This is a genomic window from Acidimicrobiia bacterium (genome assembly GCA_030584185.1).
Taxonomy (GTDB): domain Bacteria; phylum Actinomycetota; class Acidimicrobiia; order Spongiisociales; family UBA11373.
Genome location: CP129495.1, coordinates 1,959,285 through 1,977,090, shown reverse-complemented (window position 1 = coordinate 1,977,090; position 17,806 = coordinate 1,959,285). Strand labels below are relative to the sequence as shown.

Sequence of the window (17,806 nt, the reverse complement as noted above, 5' to 3'; positions counted from 1 at the left end):
CTCCTCAGCGCTTGTTCAGGGTCTCACGAAGTTGCTGCAGGCGGTGGCCCACGGTGCCGTCGATGACGACGTCACCGATGCGGGCGACGACGCCGCCGATCACGGAAGGATCGATCACGGTCTTCACCTCGACGTCCTTGCCGGTGGCGCGGTTCAACGCCTCGGTGAGGGCCTGCAGGGTGGGCTCGTCGAGGTCGACGGCGGTCCGGACCTCGGCGATGGCCTTGTTGCGGCCGGCGGCGGCCATGGCGGCGACCCGGTCGGCGATGGCAGGGAGGTCGGAGGCCCTCCCGGCGCTCACCACGAAGTTGACCAGGTTCAGCGTGAGAGGCGAGGTCCGGCCGCCCAGCAGGTCGTCGACGACGCCCTTCTTGCGCTCCCCGGGAACCCGGGGGTCGGTTAGGGCGTCTCGCAACTCGGCCGAGGACTCGAAGGCGCGGGCGATCCGGAACAGTTCGTCGCCCACGCGCTCCAGTTGCCCCTCGGCCTTGGCCAGCTCGAGGATGGCGGATGCGTACCCGTCGATGCGGTCGTCGGCGGCCATCAGTTGGCGAGGCTCCCCAGCTCGGCGATGTACTTGTCGACAAGGGCCTTGTGCACCTTGGCGTCGATGGACTCGGCGACCGCCTTCTGGGCCACGCTCAGCGAGAGCGACGCCACCTCGTCGCGGATGGCGGCGGTGGCCCGCTCCCGCTCCGCCCTGGTCTCCTCCTGGGCGCGCCGGGCGATCTCGGCGGCCTCGGCCTCGGCCCTGGCGGTGATCTCGGCTCGCAACGCCTCGGCGGCCCGACGGGCATCCTCGACGATCTGGTTGGCCTCGGCACGCGCCTTGGCCAGCTGCGCCTTGTAGTCGGCGAGCAGGCTCTCGGCCTCCTGCTTTGAGCCCTCGGCGGCGGCCAGCTGACCGGTGATGGCGTCCTGGCGTGCCTCCAGGGTGCGGGCGATCGCAGGGCGAGCCCAGATCCACACGACGAGGAACACGATCGCGAAGGCGATCACCCCGGCGATCAGCTCGTTGATCTCGGGGAGCACCAGGTCGATGCCCGATGGCGCCTCCTCGACGGTCTCCTCCGCCGCCCAGGCGATGGTGGCGAACAGTCTCATCATGACTTCTGGTTCCTCTCGTTCAGGCGATGAAGAAGAGGACGAAGCCGATCAGGGCCAGGGCCTCGGTGAAGGCGATGCCGAGGAACATGGTCGTACGGACCATTCCGGCAGCCTCCGGCTGACGGGCCATCGCCTGCACGGCGTTGCCGGCAACGATGCCGATGCCGATGCCGGGGCCGATGGCCGCCAGGCCGTAGCCGATGAGCGCCAGGGCGCCGCTGATGTCTTCCATTCTGGTTTCCTCCGATCAGTGTTCCGGATGCACCGACGTCTGGATGTAGACGGCGGAGAGCAGCGTGAAGATGTAGGCCTGCAGGAAGGCGACGGCGATCTCGAAGAGGAAGATCCCCATCCCCACCAGGAACCATCCCAGGCCGATGGCGGCGCGGGGGCCGATCTCGGCGACGTGGGAGATGAACACCCACCCGCTGGCAAGCAGGAGGGTGAGCATGACGTGTCCGGCGACCAGGTTGGCGAAGAGCCGGACGGCCAGGGTGAGCGGGCGGATCAGGAAGGTGGACACCAGCTCGATCAGACCGACCAGCGGACGCAGCGCCACCGGCACCGACTTGGGCCAGATGATGTCGCCCAGGTAGCTGAACCCGTTCTTCTTGAACCCGACCACCACGAAGATCAGGTAGGTGACCAGGGCGAGGAAGGCGGGGATCGCCATCCGGGAGGTGATCGGGAAGTTGATCAGCGGGGTGACCTCGAAGAGGTTGCCCACGAGGACGAAGAGGAACACGGAGAGCAGGTAGGGGAAGTACTTGATCCCGTCATGGCCGATGATGCCTATTGCGATCTCGTCGCGTACGAATCCCACCAGCCCCTCCATGGCGGTGCCGAACTTGGTGGGCACCACGCGGGGCTTGCGGAAGGCGAAGAAGAGCAGGGCGATGGCGATGAAGGCGGCGAGGAACATGAGAAGCATGGCCCGGTTGACGTCGAACCCGCCGATGCTGAAGACCACCGGGGTCTCGAACAGCTCGTTGACGAACTCCGGCTTGCAGATGATGTCGACCGCCGGATCGCACGAGCCCGAAGCCCAGATCATCAGGTCCACTCCAGTTCCCTTTCCCTTCCCCTAGAAACGGCGACCGTCTCCCATCCCAGCAGGACGAGGTAGGACACCACCACCGCGATCCCCAGGGCGATCCGATCGATGTCGGTCACCCGCGCCACCACCAGCATCGTCAAGGCGATTAGCCCGAGCCGCATGAAGAACCCGAGCAGGGCGGCGGCATGATAGGCACCAAGCGAGATGCGTGCCGCCACCGAGAGCATGGCCCCACCGAAGAGGAAGTATCCGACGACGATGAGCACGCCGATGGCGGCGGCGAGGGCGCCCTCGGGTCCCCGGGCGATGAGAAAGGCACCCATGATCAACGGGCCGACCACCACCACCCGGCGGGCGGTGTGGCGCGCCAGTACCGCCTCGACGTCAGTCGTCACGATTCGCCACCTGCCACATCCTCCAGAAACCTATGACCGATCCGGACACTATCCCCAGGATCACCAGGCCGGGAGCCGTGCCCAGCCAGGCGTCGAGGCCGAGGCCAAGCAACATCCCGGCGAGGATCGAGGCGAAGAACCCGGCGGCGGCGTGCTCCGAGGCGACCGAACGGCCCAGTTCCTCGTGGTACGAACCCCCGCCGACCCCTCGCCCCTCTGATCTATTTGTGATTTCTTTCACAATGTATCCCCCCGCTGCGGGCGGGGCAAGTCGGTCACACGTGCCCGGGAAAGTCGGGCGGGTAGGGAGGAAAGGCGGCGGTCAGCTCCCCCACCCGGGTTCGCACCGCGTCCAGCGCAGCGCCGTCGGCCCGCTCCCTCAGCGCACGCGCCAGCAGGCGGCCCACCTCGGCCACCTCGCCCTCCTTCATCCCTGCGGTGGTCACCGCAGGGGTGCCGACGCGCAGGCCCGAGGCCCTGTACGGCGGTCGCGGGTCGAACGGGATGGTGTTGAAGTTGAGGGTGATCCCGACGGTCGAGAGCAGCCGGGCGGCGTCGCGGCCCGTGAGGTCGTCGTCGACGGAGCGCAGGTCGATGAGGAAGAGATGGTTGTCGGTACCGCCGGAGACGATCCGAACGCCCTCGCCGGCGACGGCATCGGCCATGGCGGCGGCGTTGGCCACGATCTGGGCGGCGTAGGCGCGGTACTCGGGGGCTGCGGCTTCGTGGAAGCACACCGCCTTGGCGGCGATGTGGTTGTTGAGGGGGCCACCCTGGGCGTTGGGGAACACCCCCTTGTCGATGGCGGCGGCGTGCTCCTCCCGACACAGGATCATCCCGCCTCGAGGCCCCCGCAGTGCCTTGTGGGTGGTGGCGGTGACCACGTCGGCGTAGGGCGTCGGGTTGGGATGGGCACCGCCGGCTATGAGGCCGATGACGTGGGCGGCGTCGACCATGAGCAAAGCACCAACCTCGTCGGCGATCTGGCGGAAACGCCCCCAGTCGAGGAGCCGGGAGTAGGCGGAGTAGCCGGCGACGATCATCGCGGGGCGCTCCCGACGCGCCAGTTCGGCGACCTCCTCCATGTCGACCACTTCGGCTTCGGGATCGACCCCGTAGGAGACGAAGTCGTAGAGGATCCCGGAGAAGTTGACCGGGGATCCGTGGGTGAGGTGGCCGCCCTGGTCTAGGCGCATCCCCATGATCTTGGCCCCCGGCTGGAGCAGGCCGTAGTAGACCCCCATGTTCGCCTGGGCTCCGCTGTGGGCCTGCACGTTGGCGTGCTCGGCGCCGAACAGCGCCTTGGCACGGGAGATCGCCAGGTTCTCCGCCTCGTCGACGTGCTCGCAGCCCTCGTAGTAGCGACGGCCCGGGTAGCCCTCGGAGTACTTGTTGGTGAGTACCGACCCCGAGGCCTCCATGACGGCGCGCGAGACGAAGTTCTCGGAGGCGATCAGCTGGATGTTGCCCCGCTGCCGGGCGACGTCGCCGGCGATGATCCGGGCGAGTTCCGGGTCGGTCTCCTCCAGCGGTCGGGTCGAAACCATCCTGCCTCCTCCTCTGCGGCGAGGGTAGCGGAGCCGGTCAGGCGGCCCGCCGGGACTCGGCGAGGATGTCCGCCGCCACCGAGGCGGGGAACGGGAGCAGCGGGGCGAGCAGGACTGCCGCCTCGGGCACCAGCACGGCGAGCAGCAGGGTGGCCGCAGCCGCCAGCGAGACCATCGAGATCCTGAGGGTCACCCGGTGGCCGGCATCGGCCCGCAGCAGGAACGCCCCGGCCACGCCGAAGGAGAACACCAGGGCCGTGGCCGGCTCCCGGAGGAGGGTGGCCAGGCCGGCGAAACCGGCGATGGAGAGCGGGGTGGCGAGCAGCACCCGGCGCATCGGCTTCGGCGTGCGCGACACCATCGCCAACACCGCCAGGGCGACGGGCACCAGGCCGGCCGCCACCGCCGTGGCCCGAGTGGCCGCCTCCTCGCGGCCTTCGTCCTGGGCGATGATGGCCATCACGACGGCGACGAACGCCCCGATGAGGACGACCGTGGCGAGCAGTGCGGCCGCCCACCGCCTGGCCCGGGTGATCGGCTCGCCGGGATCGGTTCGGGCTGGAGACGCCGCTGGGACAGGCCGGGTACGGCGGCCCCCGCCGGTGAACTTCTCCCGATACTGCCGCTGCTCCGCCCGGGGCCTCTCTCGGGAGCCCTTGCGCCTGCTCATGTTTCCCAGACCACTGGGCCGGGGCGGAGGATGACGGGAGTCTGACCCGTGAGGTCGACGACGGTCGAGGCGCTGCCCCCGGGCGAGGTGCCGGGCACATACACCGCAACGGCGTCCCCCAACGACGCCCGAGCCGTAGTGTCGTCGAGGGCGGACGGCTCGCCGGACCGGTTGGCCGAGGTCACGGCCAGGGGGCCGGAGCGCTGCAGCAGGTCCAGGGCCACAGGGTGGTCCGGGATCCGGATGGCGACGGTGCCGGCATCGGGGTCCCCCACCCAAGAAGGCACCGATGGCATGCGACGCACCACAACTGTGAGAGCCCCTGGCCAGTGGGGCGCGACCCCGGCGTCGACCATCCCCACGCCACGGGCGTCGGAGAGGGAGGCGACCAGCACCGGGATCGGCTTCTCCTCGCTGCGGCCCTTGATCTCGAAGAGGGCCTCGACGCCCTCGCGGCTGTTGATGGCGGCGCCGATCCCGTAGACGGTGTCGGTGGGGAAGCCGATCACCTCACCACGGGCGAGCGCTTCGAGTGCGAGGGCGGTGGAGGACATTAGAGTCTTGATGGACGACACGGCAGGGTAATCGCATGGTGATGGGCCCCGCGCGGGTCCAGGCTCACCCCCTCCGCTCTCGGGGGTGCTCCCTCATTCAGCAGGGCGAACGGACCGCCCCTCTACACGCAGCACGAAGCACCGCGGCGGGCCACCAGGATGCGATCCCGTCCGGCGAGGTCGGGGCGCACCTCCCGGTCGAAGGCGGAGAAGTGGTCGAGAGTGGCGGCGCCCTGGGTGTCGCCGATCTCGCATATCACCCATCCCCCGACCCCCACCCACCAGAACGCCTCGTCGGCGATCCGGGCCAGAACCTCGGTGCCGCCGGGACCGGCGAACAGGGCTTCGTGGGGCTCGTGGTCGAACACGTCGGGGGGTAGGGGGTCGCCAGTCGCCACGTAGGGCGGGTTGGACACCACCAGGTCGATCCGCCCCTCCAGAGCCCGGTCGAGCGGCTCGAAGAGGTCTCCCTGCAGCCACTCCACGTCGAGACCGGTCAGCACCGAGTTCTCCCTGGCCAGGGACAGCGCCTCGGCGGAGGTGTCGATGCCGATGACCCGGGCCTCAGGAAAGGCGTGCTTGAGGGCCAGGGCCAGGCAACCGGACCCGGTGCCCAGGTCGACGATCACCGTCCCCGGCCCCGCCTCCCGCAGCGAGGCGACCGCCTCCTCCCACACCCGTTCGGTCTCGGGACGCGGGATGAGGGCGCGGCGGTCCATGCTGAGAGTGATCGGGCCGAACTCGACCGTTCCCTCCAGGTACTGCAGGGGCTCACCGGCCAGGCGGCGCCCCACCAGGGCGTCGAGTCGGGCCTGCTCGTCGGGCGAGAGGCCGGGCTCGAGCACCAGGCCGGCGCGAGTGCGTCCGGTCACCGCCCGTCGCAGACGGTCCATCTCGTGTGCCGGGAGGGTCATGGTCCGAGGGTAGGTCGCCCCGGGTCGGGAGCGGGGACCGGATCGCTAGGTTGGGCCCATGCCGTCTGTAGCCCCGTACGGAACCTGGTCCTCGCCGATCACCGCCGAGGCCACCACGCGCGCCGGAATCCGCATCACCGACAGGCTCGCCACCGACGAAGGGTGCCTCTTCTGGGTGGAGAGCCGCCCCATCGAGTCCGGCCGCAGCGCCCTGGTGCGGCGCACCCCCGACGGGGTGATCGCCGACTTCGGACCGCCCGAGTTCAACACCCGCACCTCGGCACACGAGTACGGCGGCGGCGCCTACGCGGCGTCGGCAGGAGTGGCTTACGCCTCGTCGTTCGCCGATCAGCGGCTGTACCGGTTGTCCGTAGACGGTTCGGCGGTCCCCATCACCCCCGAGCCGGAACCGGCGCGCGGCCTGCGCTACGCCGATCTGACGATCCGAAACCGATGGGCGATCGGGGTGCGAGAACGGCACGACACGGGGGGCGAGCCGACCAACGAGCTGGTGCGGATCGCCCTCGACGGGTCAGGAGTGGAGGTGGTCGCCTCCGGCCACGACTTCTTCTCGTCGCCGCGCATCTCCCCCGACGGCACCCGGCTCGCCTGGCTGGCATGGGATCACCCGGACATGCCCTGGGATGCGACCGGGCTGTGGGTGGCCGACCTGACGGCCGAGGGCCGGGTGTCGACGCCCCACCTGGTGGCCGGGGGCGAGAGCGAGTCGATCTTCCAGCCGGAGTGGGGACCGGACGGGGTGATCCACTTCGTGTCGGATCGCACCGGGTGGTGGAACCTGTACCGGGGCGAGGAAGCGGAACCGCTGGCCCCGATGACCGCCGAGTTCGGCGTGCCGCAGTGGGGCTTCGGCATGTCGCGGTACTGCTTCCTGCCCGACGGGAGGCTGGTGGCGGCGTTCGGCGGCCCGGACGGCGACGCCCTGCTGGTCCTCGGGGAAAGGAAGCCACGGACCGTTGCCCTCCCCTTTGCCGGCGCTGGGAGCAGCCTGGCGGCCGCCGAGGGGGCGGTGTTCCTGGTGGCCTCGGGACCGGACCGCACCACGGGTGTGGTCCGGGTCGGGATCGACGACACAACGGTCGAGGAGATCCACGTTTCCCCGGGGCCGCGGTTCGACCCGGGCCTGCTCAGCATCCCGGAGCGAATCGCCTTCGACACACCCGACGGCGAGGCCTACGCCCTCTACTACCCGCCGGCGAACCCGGAGTTCACCGCACCGGGGGGCGAGCGGCCGCCGGTGATCGTCACCATCCATGGCGGACCCACGGCCGCGGCGCGCCCGGGCCTGCTCCCGGGCCGCCTCTTCTGGACCAGCCGGGGCTTCGGCGTCCTCGACGTCGACTACGGGGGCTCCTCCGGGTACGGACGGGCCTATCGCCGGCGACTGGAGGGGACCTGGGGTGTGGTGGACGTGAGGGACTGCGCCCTCGCCGCCGCCCACCTCGCCGCCGCCGGGAGAGCAGACCCGCAGCGGCTGGTGATCTCGGGCGGGAGCGCCGGCGGGTTCACCGTCCTCCTGGCACTGGCGCAGCACCAGACCTTCACCGCCGGTTCGGCGCAGTACGCCGTAACCGACCTGGAGACCCTGGCCACCGACACCCACAAGTTCGAGTCACGCTATCTGGACCGGCTGGTGGGGCCGTACCCGGAGGAGCGGCAGGTGTACCGGGAGCGGTCCCCGATCGAGCAGGTCGGATCGATCCGGGTGCCGGTGCTGCTGCTCCAAGGCGCCGACGACCGCGTGGTCCCGCCGGAACAAGCCCGGGCGATGCGAGACGCCCTCGTGAGGCAGGGGGTGCCGGTGGGGTACCTGGAGTTCGCGGGCGAGGGGCACGGGTTCCGGGCGGCCTCCACCCAGGTGCGGGCGCTGGAGGCGGAACTGTGGTTCTACGGGCGGGTGCTCGGTTTCGAACCGGCCGACGACCTGGAACCCATGGAGATCGCCGGCCTGTAGCCGGAGCGATCAGCCGGCATCGCCGATGGCGTAGAGGTATCCGTCGCGCGAGAAGAGGTAGATGACTCCGTCCCACACCGCCGGGGTGGCCTCGATGGTCGCCCCTCCCACCGGGAAGGACCACACCAGGGTCGGGCTGCGGGGGTCGGAGACGTCGAACCGGTGCAGCGTGCCCTCCCATCCGGCCACCAGGAGGTCGTCGCCGATCAGCACGGGGGAGGTGAGCGCCGTCGACATCCCCACCCGGGGGGCCGGGCCGATGTGGTGGTACCAGAGCTCCTCGCCGGTCTCCTGATCGACGGCGACCACGTTGCCTTTGTTGGTGAGCACATAGACGACGCCGTCCCCCAGCGCCGGGCTGCCCCACACCCCCCCGTAGGCGGAGGAGTCGGTGACGGAGGACATCCCCCACACCCGGGGATCGCCGTCGGTGTACGGGTCGAGCTTGACCAGCTGTCCGACCTCGCGGCTGCGATCGTTGAACCGCTTCCACTGCACAGGGACGTAGAGCATCCCCTCCGGGTCGACCACCAGGGTGCCGTCGGAGTCGTCGCCCACCCAGTAGTCGAACACCACCTCGACCTTGCCCTGCTCGACGCCGGTGATGTCCAGCCCGAGGATCCGTCCCGCCGAGGTGCCGAAGTAGATGCGACCCTCGAACATGGCTGTGGTGGATTCGACGCTGGTGGAGGTGCAGCGGGCCTGGTTGCTGGCGGAGCAGCCCCGCTGGATCTTGGCCAGCAGGTCGTCGTCCCAGGTGGGAATCTTGAAGACGAGCTCCGGGTCGACGGCGACCAGGCCCGAGGCGTCGTAGGAGCGGTTGAGCCGCCACACGTAGTACATGGAGTTCTCGCCGCCTTCGAACATGAAGTCGTTGACGACGAGGGGGGCGGAGTCCCAGTGGGTGTTCCAGCGTCCCTCCTCCGAGAAGGGAGGCGAGGCGAACTGCCAGAGCTCTTCGGCCTCACCCCGGTCGAGGGCGACGATCCGCAGCCGGCCGTCGGTGCTGCCGAAGTAGACAAGAGGAAAGCCATCGGGGTCGAGGGTGGGGCTGCCCTTGACGACGCTCCCGGTCTGCAGTGGAGCACGGGTCGGCAGCCCGGTGGCGGTGTCGACGAAGTGGAATCGGGCGTCGTAGGAGCCGGAGAGCAGTTCGACCACGCCGTCGGGCCGCTCCCACACCACCGGCTGGCCGGTCCATCCGTTGCCACACCAGGTGTAGACCACCCCGAAGTCGGCGAGCTGCGAGCACATCGGGGAGCCCTGCGGGTACCGCCACAGGATCACCGGATCGTCGGGGACCGGGCCGGTGCCGTGGAAGGTGTGGGTGGGGTTGCCCCGGAAGGTGAGCAGGCCGGTGACGGTGTCTCCCCAGGGCAGCCCCACGGTGCGGCGGTCCACCCAGGGATGCAGGGGCGGCTCGGTGGTGGTGGTCGTGGACGGGACGATGGTCGTGGTGGTGGCGGGAGTGGTGGTCGTCGCCGGCGCCGCTTCGGTGGTGCTGGTGGTGGCGGCGAGAGCGGTCGTGCCGGTGGTGCTCGGGGTGTCGTCGCCAAGCAGCACGAAGGCGCCCACGGCAACGGCGGCGACCAGGCCGGCGATCAGGATTCCGACCAGGACGGGGCGAAGCGGTGGCATGTGACGGCGAGTGTATGGGCGTGGGGCGGCTCACTCCCGCCTGGGGATCCAGGCCCGGCCCTGATGGACCAGGGTGTGATGGCGGGCGCAGAGCAGGACCAGGTTGTCGAGCGTGGTCGGCCCACCGTCGGCCCAGTGGACCACATGGTGGGCGTCGCACCAACGGCGAGGTGCCCCACATCCCGGCATCACGCATCCCCGATCGCGTGCGGCGAGGGCGAGGCGCATCCCGGTGGACACCACCCTGGTGGTGCGCCCCACGTCGACGATCCGGGAGTCGGGGCCGGTGATCACCCGGGTGACCCTGGCGTCGCAGGAGAGCATCCGGGCCTCCTGCGGGGTGATCACCCCGGCGTCGTCGAGCTCGCAGGGCCGTCCCGCCCGGCCCTCCAGGGCATCCAGAGAGAGGTGCACCATGACGTGCGGCCGCTCGGTGCGCGGGTCGTCGGGCTCGACCCGCTCGAGGCGGTCCCGGCACATCTCGACGAGGGCGTCGGCGCGCCGCTGGGGGGCGGAGCGGGTGTCGCACGGATCGAGGTTGCCCCGGTCGGTGGCGAGCCCGAGGGCGGTCATCACCACCTGCCCGGAGACCGGGTCGAGGACGCCGTCGAGATGGACGACGCTGCCCACCGTCGACACGAAGAGGCGGCGGCGGTCCCACGCCGCGGCGGCACCTGCTTCGGCGGCGCCCAGGTTGGCCTGCTGGGTCCAGTAGGAGACCGCCCGCGTGGTGTCGGTCATCCCCAGGCTGGTGGCGGCGTCGACCAGGGTGCGCTCATGTCGCGCAAAGAGGACGGGGTTGGTGTCACGGGCCGAGGCGAGCAAGCGCGCCCGGGGCAGGTCGATGTCGCCTTCGGCAAGGGCGAGGCGGGTGGCTGGCATGTCGGTGAGGGCGGTCGCCACTCTGATCATCCCCCTGGCTGCGCCAGAGGAGACGCCCACGCGATCGACCAGGAGGCCGACGAGGGAGCGATGCCCCAGGGCCTCGTGATCGGCCCGCTCGACGAGCTCGGCGACCAGGTCGGCGCATTCGGCCTCGAGGGCTGCGATCTGCCGGCGGCGGTCGGCCAGCCGGTCCACGAGGTCCTCGGTGAACATCGGCACGTCGACCCGATCCAGAAGGACAGTCATTCCCCGAAGATACGACCCCGGTATGACAGAAACCCGTTGCACCGACGGGCGCGGTGGTGCAGCGGCTGGGTGGTTCGCAGTGCTTGGGCACACCCCGTGGCGATGGGTGGCATCTCCCTGGTAGTACTCTGGTCATACCAAAGGTAGGATTGTGGTGTGAAGCTGAGCGTGAGCCTCCCGGCCGAAGACGTCGAGTTCCTCGATCGCTACGCACGCAGCCGCGGCTACGAGTCTCGATCGGCTGTGGTCCACCGGGCGGTGCGCATGTTGCGGGCGGAGGAACTTGGTGCGGAGTACGCCGACGCCTGGGAGGAGTGGGAAGGATCCGATCAGGCCGATGCGTGGGATGCCGTGGTCGGCGACGGGCTGGGCATTCGCTGATGCTGCGCGGCGAGATCCGCTCGGTCGACCTCGATCCAGCCAAGTCGGGCGAGGCGGATAAGCGGCGGCCGGCGGTGATCGTCTCCAACGACGGCGCCAACACCGCGGCGGCCCGTCTCGGCAGGGGAGTCATCACGGTCGTGCCCCTCTCGACCAGCGTCGCGCGGCTATACCCCTTCCAAGTCTTGCTGCCTTCGGCCGCCACCGGGCTGGGGCACGACTCCAAGGCCCAGGCGGAGCAGGTGCGGTCGCTCGCCGTCGGCCGTGTCGGCGCCCGGCTCGGATCCGTGCCGCCAACCCTAATGGCTGCGATCGACGAGGCGTTGCGCCTCCACCTCGCCCTGTGAACAACCACCCCCGACAAAGGTCGACCGTGGGCGTACACTGATCTGGTCCTCGCCGAGGGCACCGACCCCTGGGGGCACGCATGGACGCTGGAACCTTCCACTGGACGGGCCGGTGCGGCCCGATGGACCTCGAGATCTCCGAGAGCACCTTCCAGCCCTCCACGATCTCGACGGTCCTCGCCGAGGCCATCGAGGTTGCCGAGGGCGACGAGGTGATCGACGTCGGTTGCGGCTCGGGCATCCTGTCGATCATCGCCGCCAAGCTGGGGGCTCGAAGGGTGTTCGGGATCGACTCGGCCCCCGACGTCGCCGAGCTGGCGACACGCAACGCCGAGCGCCACGGCGTCGGCGATCGGATCACGTTCCTCCATGGCGACCTCTTCGACCCGCTCCCCGCGGACGTCCAGGCGGATGTCATCATCGGCGACGTCTCGGGCATCCCGGATGCCATCGCCGCCGAGAGCGGATGGTTCCCGTCGCGTGGCGGGGGTGGCCCGCGGGGCTCCGAGCTGCCGATCCGGATGCTGCGGGCGGCGCGGGAGCGGCTGCGGGCGGGGGGACGCCTCTTCCTGCCCACTGGAAGCCTGCAGGACGAGGGATCGATCCTGCGCGCTGCGCGCACCATCTACGGGAAGATCACCCAGCTGAGCGAGAGGCAGATCCCGCTCCCCCGCGCCCTGGCCGAGGCACCGGTGGTGGTGGCCCTGGCCAAGGAGCGGATCGTGCAGCTCCGCGAGAAGGGGTCGCGCATGCTGTGGACCGCACGGGTGTGGGAGTGCACTGCGGGTTGAACGCCTGAACTCGTGTCCACTCGACACGACCCGGCCAAGCACGGCCGAACCCAGTAGGCGACTTCGCGTGCCGGAAGCCGACCCGACTATCCCAGTGCCGCTGCCACCGCGCCGGCCATGGCGGCGACCACCACGAACAGCCCGGCCACGAGAGCGAGGAAGAGTCGGTCCAGGCGCTGGGTCATCCTCCCGTCGAGGCGAACCACCGCCTGCTCGATGCCCGACACGCGATCGACCAGCAGGGCGAGGTCGGACCTCAACACTCCTAGGTCGGACCTCAGCACTGCGAGGTCGGACCTCAGCACTGCGAGGTCGGACCTAGTGGCAAGCGTGCCAAGATCCGTGGTCGGAAGGTAGGCCATGAGCGTGTCCGCCCTGTTGGGTCCAAGGACTTCGACGAGGCCAGTGTATAGATCGAGGCGGGATGCGTCCTGAGATGTCACTCCGCGCAACCGTGCCATGGGGTGGGGTCGAGGTCAACCGGTTCGCTCTCAGGCCTCGGGGAACCGATCGGCGAGATGATGGGCCACCGAGACGGCGGTCCAGGGCACCCATGCGAGACACCAGCCGAGAAGGCCGGGGGTAGTGGGACCAGCCATCACCCCGGCCCCTCAACCCCCGCCGAGCCGCCTCGCCTCGTCTTCCAGGGTGAGGGCGTCGACGAACTCGTCGAGGTCGCCTTCGAGGATCTCGGGGAGCCGCTTGATGGTGAGACCGATGCGGTGGTCGGTGACCCGGTTCTCCTTGTAGTTGTAGGTGCGGATCTTCTCGGCCCGCTCCCCCGAACCCACCTGGAACCGCCGGTCCGCCGCCTGGGCGGCCTGCTGGCGCTCCATCTCGATCTGATACAGCCGGGCGCGCAGCACACGCAGCGCCTTGGCCTTGTTCTGCAGCTGCGACTTCTCGTCCTGGCAGGTCACCACCAGCCCGGTCGGCTTGTGGGTGATGCGGACCGCCGAGTCGGTGGTGTTCACCGACTGCCCACCAGGCCCGGTGGAGCGGAACACGTCGATCTCCAGGTCGTTGTCGTCGACCTGCACCTCCACCTCCTCGGCCTCCGGCAGCACCGCCACCGTGGCGATCGAGGTGTGCACCCGGCCCTGCGACTCGGTCCTGGGGACCCGCTGCACCCGGTGGGGCCCCGCCTCGTACTTGAGCCGGGAGTAGGCGCCCCGACCCTTCACGGCGAAGGTGACCTCTTTGAATCCACCCGCCTCCGAGGGGGACGAGGCGACCGGCTCCACGATCCAGCCGTGCTCCTCGGCGTACCTCTGGTACATCTTGCAGAGGTCCCCCGCCCAGATCGCAGCCTCGTCGCCCCCGACGGCTCCCCGGATCTCGACGATCACGTCCTTGTCGTCGTTGGGGTCCCTGGGTACCAGCATCACCCGCATGCGGCGCTCCAGCCGCTGAGCGGCACCGGATCGCTCGTCGGCCATGGCCCGCAGCTCGGCCGCCATGCCCGGCTCGGTCTCGGCATCGGCCAACTCGGCGGCTTCGGACGCCTCGGTTTCGGCATCCCGCCACTGCCGGAACGCCTCCACCACGTCGCGCAGCTCGGCGTGACGCCGGGCGATGACGGCGTAGCGCTCCTGGTCGCCGGCCACCGCCGGGTCGCCCATCTCCTCGAGGGTCTGCTCGAAGGCGGCCTCCACCTCCTGCAGGCGGGCCAGGAGGCCGGGGTCCATCAGGTCACCTCGAAGGCGAGGGCCCCGGGGAGCACCGGGCCTCGACCCTCCACCGCCACCCTCTCGCCGTCGTCGAGTGCGGCGAGCAGAGAAGCCACCGCCACCTCCACCTGGTCGGCGTCGGGCTCGGCGGTGGTGAGCCGCTGCAGCCAGATCCCCGGCCGCGACACGGCCGCCATCCACCTGCGGTCGGCGGCTGCCTTCAACAACTCGTACGAGATCCCGGCGATCACGGGGATCAGGAATACGCGGCTCGCCACCAACCACACCAGCGACGGCCGCCCCACGAAGGTGAACACCACGATCGCCACCAGGATCACGATCAACAGGAAGTTGGTGCCGCAGCGAGGATGGCGGGGGCTGTACTTCTGGATCGCATCCAGGGTCAGCGGGTCGCCCGCCTCGTAGGCATGGATCGTCTTGTGCTCCGCCCCGTGGAACTCGAACACCCGCTTGATCTCGGCCGACCTCCCGATCGCCCAGATGTACCCGACGAAGAGGACCACGCGCACGACGCCGTCGACCACGTTGAACACGATGGTGGACTCACCGAAGAGGCGCTCGGCCCCTTTGGCGGCGAGCAGGGGCAGGAGCATGAACACCCCGACGAACACCACAAGCGCCCCGAGCATGGCGACGACCAGGTGGGACGACTTCAGCTCCTCCTCGCCCTCCTCCTCGGACGCCTTGCGGGCCGACCAGGTGAGTGCCCGGAACCCGAGGGTGAGCGACTCGCCCAGCACCATCACCCCGCGCACGAAGGGGATGCGGGCCAGGCGGGATCGAGCGGAGAGACGGGGAAGGTCGTGGCGCCGGGCTTCGATCACCCCGTCGGGGCGACGCACTGCCACCGCCCACTTGGATGGGGCGCGCATCATCACGCCTTCGATGACGGCCTGTCCCCCGACCGTGGCCCCCGGGGACCGGGACACCTACTCGCCCTGGGCGGTCTCGCCGGGCCCGCTGGTGAAGCCCTGGCGCCCGTAACGCTTGCGGAAGCGCTCCACCCGGCCCCCCGAGTCGACCAGGATCTGCTTCCCGGTGTAGAAGGGGTGGCTGGCGCTGGAGATCTCCACCCGGGCCAGCGGGTAGGTGTTGCCGTCCTCCCACTCGATCGTCTCCGAGGTGTCGATGGTGGATCGGGTGAGGAACTTGAACCCGGAGGAGGTGTCCTGGAAAACGACCTCGCGGTAATGGGGATGGATGCCTTGCTTCACGGTGTCTCTCCTGGGGTGCTGGATCCTACCCGGTGGCGGTCAGTTGCCCGACTTGGCCACATCGGCGAGGAACTCGGCGTTGGACTTGGCGTTCTTGAGGCGGTCGATGAGCAACTCCAGCCCGGCCGAAGGCTCGGGCAGGGCGAGCAGCACCCGCCGCAGCTTCCACACCTGTGTGAGCTCATCGGGCTCGAAGAGCAGCTCCTCCTTGCGGGTCCCGGAGGCCTCGATGTCGATCGCCGGGTACACCCGCTTGTCGGCGAGCTTGCGGTCGAGCCGCAGCTCCATGTTCCCGGTGCCCTTGAACTCTTCGAAGATCACCTCGTCCATGCGGGACCCGGTCTCGACCAGGGCGGTGCCCAGGATCGTGAGGCTGCCCCCCTCCTCGATGTTGCGCGCCGCACCGAAGAAGCGCTTCGGCGGGTACAGGGCGGTGGAGTCGACGCCTCCGGAGAGGATACGCCCCGATGCCGGGGTGGCCAGGTTGTACGCCCGGGCGAGGCGGGTGATCGAGTCGAGCAGGATCACGACGTCGTTGCCCGACTCCACGAGCCGCTTGGCCCGCTCCAGGGCAAGCTCAGCGACCTGGGTGTGCTCCTCGGCGGGACGATCGAAGGTGGAGAAGATCACGTCGCCCTTCACCGAGCGCTGCATGTCGGTGACCTCCTCCGGACGCTCGTCGACCAGGACCACGATCAGGTGGCACTCCGGGTTGTTGTGGGAGATCGAGTTGGCGATCTCCTTGAGCACCGTGGTCTTGCCCGCCTTCGGGGGCGAAACGATCAGGCCGCGCTGCCCCTTGCCGATGGGGGCGATCAGATCGACGATCCGGGCCAGTACGTGGTTGGGCTGACCGGGCACCTCGAGGCGGAGCCGCTGGTCGGGGAAGAGAGGGGTGAGGTCGCCGAACTTGGGGCGGCGCCGGGCCTCCTCCACGTCCATCCCGCTCACGTTGTCGATCCGGGTCAGGGCAGGGAACTTCTCCTGTGACCGGGGCGGACGGATCGGGCCGCTGATGATGTCGCCCCGGCGCAGGCCGAAGCGGCGCACCTGGGTGGCCGACACGTACACGTCCTTGTCGCCGGGCAGGTACCCGGTGCAGCGCAGGAAGCCGTACCCCTCGGGGAGGACGTCGAGGATCCCCTCACGGTTCTCCAGGTCGGCATCGTCCCACTGCTGCTGTGGTTCGGGGGCTCCCCCGCCGCCTGTGACGGCACCGGGGCGCCCGTTCCGGCTGCGGCCGCCGCGCCGGTTGCCGCGGGGGTCGTCACGACGGCTCTGGCCGCCCCGCTGGTCGCTGCGGGCGGTGACCCGCGCCTGGCGGTCGGCCGACTCACCCGAGAGGTCCTCCTCCGCTTCGGCTCCGCCCTGGCCGTCCGGGGAGCGACGCTCCTCGACGGCGGGCAGCTCGACCGGGGCCGGCTCGGAGCTGGCGTCGAAGGCGTCGGAGCCGAGGATGGCGGCGATCAGCTTCGACTTCTGCAGCGACTCGTGATCGGTCACACCGACGGAGGCGGCGATCACCCGCAGCTCGTCGAGCGACTTCTCGTGGAGCATGGCTCTGCTGGTCATCTGGTCCCTTTCCTCAGGACTGCTTGCGAGCGGCGAGGGCGGCCTGATAGGCCTCCCAGTCGCGGTTGAAACGTTCGTTGCCGATGTCGGTCAGTGGATGGTCGAAGAGTTTCTCCATCACGGCGAAGGGCATGGTTGCGGCGTCGGCGCCGAGCCGGGCCGACTCCACCACGTGCACCGGGTGGCGCAGGCTGGCGGCGAGCACCTCGGTGTCGTACCCCTGAGTGGCGTAGATGGAGGTGATCTCGGATAGGAGGCCGAGGCCGTCGTTGCCCACGTCGTCCACCCGGCCCAGGAACGGCGAGACGAATGTGGCCCCGATGTTGGCCGCCAGGATCGCCTGGGCGGCGGAGAACACCAGGGTCACGTTGATCGGGATCCCCTCCTCAACGATGCGGGCGCCGGCGGCGACGCCCTCGCGGGTCATGGGCACCTTCACCACCACATTGCCGGCGATGGCGGAGATCTCACGTGCCTGGCGCAGCATCTCCTCGCGGTCGTCGGCGACCACCTCGGCAGAGACCGGGCCATCGATGATCGAGGTGATGGCGCGGATCAGGTCGTGGAACAAGAGACCTTCCTTGGCGGCAAGGGTGGGGTTGGTGGTGATCCCGTCGAGGATCCCCCAGCCGCGTGCGGTTTCGATGTCGGCGAGGTGCGCCGTGTCCAGGAAGAGCTTCACGCTACCTCCAGCGAGGTCTTGGGATGTCCCTCGATCGGGCACGGCACCGGCGTGTACGCGGGCCATGGGGAACCGGTCGAGGAGATCGGGGCGGATGCCCGATTCGCATTGTAGGGGATTCTCCGCCGGGAGCAAAGGCA

The 17,806-nt window shown here is 69.8% G+C and carries 22 protein-coding genes; 4 read left to right on the top strand and 18 right to left on the bottom strand.

From position 1 onward, the window contains the following. Positions 1-4: 4 nt before the first annotated feature. From atpH to prmC, 10 genes are all read right to left on the bottom strand, one after another. On the bottom strand, positions 5-544 hold the full coding sequence (gene atpH / locus QY307_10220) for an ATP synthase F1 subunit delta (protein WKZ82443.1): 540 nt from the start codon (positions 542-544) through the stop codon (positions 5-7). After that, positions 544-1,107 (bottom strand): F0F1 ATP synthase subunit B, encoded by a 564-nt coding sequence (atpF, locus tag QY307_10215; GenBank protein WKZ82442.1) that lies wholly within the window; start codon positions 1,105-1,107, stop codon positions 544-546. The genes atpH and atpF overlap by 1 nt, the downstream gene beginning before the upstream one ends. A gap of 19 nt (positions 1,108-1,126) precedes the next feature. After that, on the bottom strand, positions 1,127-1,339 hold the full coding sequence (gene atpE, locus QY307_10210; GenBank protein WKZ82441.1) for an ATP synthase F0 subunit C: 213 nt from the start codon (positions 1,337-1,339) through the stop codon (positions 1,127-1,129). Positions 1,340-1,354: 15 nt separating this feature from the next. Next, positions 1,355-2,161 (bottom strand): F0F1 ATP synthase subunit A, encoded by an 807-nt coding sequence (gene atpB, locus QY307_10205; GenBank protein ID WKZ82440.1) that lies wholly within the window; start codon positions 2,159-2,161, stop codon positions 1,355-1,357. Further along, on the bottom strand, positions 2,161-2,559 hold the full coding sequence (locus QY307_10200) for a hypothetical protein (GenBank protein WKZ82439.1): 399 nt from the start codon (positions 2,557-2,559) through the stop codon (positions 2,161-2,163). Before QY307_10200 ends, atpB begins: the two co-directional genes overlap by 1 nt. Beyond that, positions 2,549-2,800, bottom strand: coding sequence for an AtpZ/AtpI family protein (locus QY307_10195; GenBank protein WKZ82438.1), 252 nt, complete (start codon positions 2,798-2,800; stop codon positions 2,549-2,551). The genes QY307_10200 and QY307_10195 overlap by 11 nt, the downstream gene beginning before the upstream one ends. A 34-nt stretch (positions 2,801-2,834) precedes the next feature. Then, complete coding sequence (glyA, locus tag QY307_10190) at positions 2,835-4,106, bottom strand: serine hydroxymethyltransferase (protein ID WKZ82437.1); 1,272 nt, start codon at positions 4,104-4,106, stop codon at positions 2,835-2,837. 37 nt (positions 4,107-4,143) lie between these two features. After that, positions 4,144-4,776 carry a hypothetical protein gene (locus QY307_10185; protein WKZ82436.1) on the bottom strand — a complete coding sequence of 211 codons (633 nt, stop codon included), beginning with the start codon at positions 4,774-4,776 and terminating at the stop codon, positions 4,144-4,146. After that, on the bottom strand, positions 4,773-5,351 hold the full coding sequence (locus QY307_10180) for an L-threonylcarbamoyladenylate synthase (protein WKZ82435.1): 579 nt from the start codon (positions 5,349-5,351) through the stop codon (positions 4,773-4,775). Before QY307_10180 ends, QY307_10185 begins: the two co-directional genes overlap by 4 nt. Positions 5,352-5,452: 101 nt before the next feature. After that, positions 5,453-6,244, bottom strand: coding sequence for a peptide chain release factor N(5)-glutamine methyltransferase (prmC, locus tag QY307_10175; GenBank protein WKZ82434.1), 792 nt, complete (start codon positions 6,242-6,244; stop codon positions 5,453-5,455). A 58-nt stretch (positions 6,245-6,302) separates the two neighbouring features. On the opposite strand from prmC, the gene QY307_10170 reads away from it, so the two are divergent. Then, on the top strand, positions 6,303-8,219 hold the full coding sequence (locus QY307_10170) for a prolyl oligopeptidase family serine peptidase (GenBank protein WKZ82433.1): 1,917 nt from the start codon (positions 6,303-6,305) through the stop codon (positions 8,217-8,219). 9 nt (positions 8,220-8,228) lie between these two features. Here the strand turns inward: QY307_10170 and QY307_10165 are convergent, their stop codons facing one another. Together QY307_10165 and QY307_10160 are read right to left on the bottom strand one after the other, a co-directional pair. After that, positions 8,229-9,857, bottom strand: a complete 1,629-nt coding sequence (locus QY307_10165) for a PQQ-binding-like beta-propeller repeat protein (protein WKZ82432.1) — start codon at positions 9,855-9,857, stop codon at positions 8,229-8,231. Positions 9,858-9,887: 30 nt separating this feature from the next. After that, positions 9,888-10,988 carry a DUF222 domain-containing protein gene (locus QY307_10160; protein ID WKZ82431.1) on the bottom strand — a complete coding sequence of 367 codons (1,101 nt, stop codon included), beginning with the start codon at positions 10,986-10,988 and terminating at the stop codon, positions 9,888-9,890. A gap of 156 nt (positions 10,989-11,144) precedes the next feature. On the opposite strand from QY307_10160, the gene QY307_10155 reads away from it, so the two are divergent. The 3 genes from QY307_10155 to QY307_10145 all read left to right on the top strand — a co-directional run bounded on the left by QY307_10155 (position 11,145) and on the right by QY307_10145 (position 12,507). After that, complete coding sequence (locus tag QY307_10155) at positions 11,145-11,369, top strand: ribbon-helix-helix domain-containing protein (GenBank protein ID WKZ82430.1); 225 nt, start codon at positions 11,145-11,147, stop codon at positions 11,367-11,369. Continuing rightward, the gene (locus QY307_10150; GenBank protein WKZ82429.1) at positions 11,369-11,716 is read left to right on the top strand and encodes a type II toxin-antitoxin system PemK/MazF family toxin; all 348 of its coding nucleotides are present in this window, start codon (positions 11,369-11,371) and stop codon (positions 11,714-11,716) included. The genes QY307_10155 and QY307_10150 overlap by 1 nt, the downstream gene beginning before the upstream one ends. A gap of 122 nt (positions 11,717-11,838) precedes the next feature. After that, positions 11,839-12,507 (top strand): 50S ribosomal protein L11 methyltransferase, encoded by a 669-nt coding sequence (locus tag QY307_10145; protein WKZ82428.1) that lies wholly within the window; start codon positions 11,839-11,841, stop codon positions 12,505-12,507. A gap of 86 nt (positions 12,508-12,593) precedes the next feature. Here QY307_10145 and QY307_10140 read toward each other — a convergent pair whose 3' ends face one another. The 6 genes from QY307_10140 to fsa all read right to left on the bottom strand — a co-directional run bounded on the left by QY307_10140 (position 12,594) and on the right by fsa (position 17,666). Beyond that, a complete protein-coding gene (locus QY307_10140) occupies positions 12,594-12,767 on the bottom strand; it encodes a hypothetical protein (protein ID WKZ82427.1) in 174 nt (57 codons plus the stop codon). 351 nt (positions 12,768-13,118) lie between these two features. Beyond that, positions 13,119-14,195, bottom strand: coding sequence for a peptide chain release factor 1 (gene prfA, locus QY307_10135; protein ID WKZ82426.1), 1,077 nt, complete (start codon positions 14,193-14,195; stop codon positions 13,119-13,121). Beyond that, positions 14,195-15,127, bottom strand: coding sequence for a DUF1385 domain-containing protein (locus QY307_10130; protein WKZ82425.1), 933 nt, complete (start codon positions 15,125-15,127; stop codon positions 14,195-14,197). Before QY307_10130 ends, prfA begins: the two co-directional genes overlap by 1 nt. Continuing rightward, positions 15,128-15,412, bottom strand: coding sequence for a type B 50S ribosomal protein L31 (locus QY307_10125; protein WKZ82424.1), 285 nt, complete (start codon positions 15,410-15,412; stop codon positions 15,128-15,130). A 39-nt stretch (positions 15,413-15,451) separates the two neighbouring features. Beyond that, the gene (gene rho / locus QY307_10120; protein WKZ82423.1) at positions 15,452-16,984 is read right to left on the bottom strand and encodes a transcription termination factor Rho; all 1,533 of its coding nucleotides are present in this window, start codon (positions 16,982-16,984) and stop codon (positions 15,452-15,454) included. Positions 16,985-16,997: 13 nt separating this feature from the next. Then, positions 16,998-17,666 (bottom strand): fructose-6-phosphate aldolase, encoded by a 669-nt coding sequence (gene fsa / locus QY307_10115; protein ID WKZ82422.1) that lies wholly within the window; start codon positions 17,664-17,666, stop codon positions 16,998-17,000. Positions 17,667-17,806: the final 140 nt, after the last annotated feature.

Excerpts from the sequence above, each read along its gene's own strand:
- QY307_10160 (WKZ82431.1), bottom strand. The coding sequence starts at position 10,988 with ATGACTGTCCTTCTGGATCGGGTCGACGTGCCGATGTTCACCGAGGAC.
- glyA (WKZ82437.1), bottom strand. The coding sequence starts at position 4,106 with ATGGTTTCGACCCGACCGCTGGAGGAGACCGACCCGGAACTCGCCCGG.
- QY307_10145 (WKZ82428.1), top strand. The coding sequence starts at position 11,839 with ATGGACCTCGAGATCTCCGAGAGCACCTTCCAGCCCTCCACGATCTCG.
- rho (WKZ82423.1), bottom strand. The coding sequence starts at position 16,984 with ATGACCAGCAGAGCCATGCTCCACGAGAAGTCGCTCGACGAGCTGCGG.
- atpE (WKZ82441.1), bottom strand. The coding sequence starts at position 1,339 with ATGGAAGACATCAGCGGCGCCCTGGCGCTCATCGGCTACGGCCTGGCG.
- atpH (WKZ82443.1), bottom strand. The coding sequence starts at position 544 with ATGGCCGCCGACGACCGCATCGACGGGTACGCATCCGCCATCCTCGAG.
- QY307_10185 (WKZ82436.1), bottom strand. The coding sequence starts at position 4,776 with ATGAGCAGGCGCAAGGGCTCCCGAGAGAGGCCCCGGGCGGAGCAGCGG.
- atpF (WKZ82442.1), bottom strand. The coding sequence starts at position 1,107 with ATGATGAGACTGTTCGCCACCATCGCCTGGGCGGCGGAGGAGACCGTC.
- QY307_10170 (WKZ82433.1), top strand. The coding sequence starts at position 6,303 with ATGCCGTCTGTAGCCCCGTACGGAACCTGGTCCTCGCCGATCACCGCC.
- atpB (WKZ82440.1), bottom strand. The coding sequence starts at position 2,161 with ATGATCTGGGCTTCGGGCTCGTGCGATCCGGCGGTCGACATCATCTGC.
- QY307_10150 (WKZ82429.1), top strand. The coding sequence starts at position 11,369 with ATGCTGCGCGGCGAGATCCGCTCGGTCGACCTCGATCCAGCCAAGTCG.
- prfA (WKZ82426.1), bottom strand. The coding sequence starts at position 14,195 with ATGGACCCCGGCCTCCTGGCCCGCCTGCAGGAGGTGGAGGCCGCCTTC.
- prmC (WKZ82434.1), bottom strand. The coding sequence starts at position 6,244 with ATGACCCTCCCGGCACACGAGATGGACCGTCTGCGACGGGCGGTGACC.
- QY307_10165 (WKZ82432.1), bottom strand. The coding sequence starts at position 9,857 with ATGCCACCGCTTCGCCCCGTCCTGGTCGGAATCCTGATCGCCGGCCTG.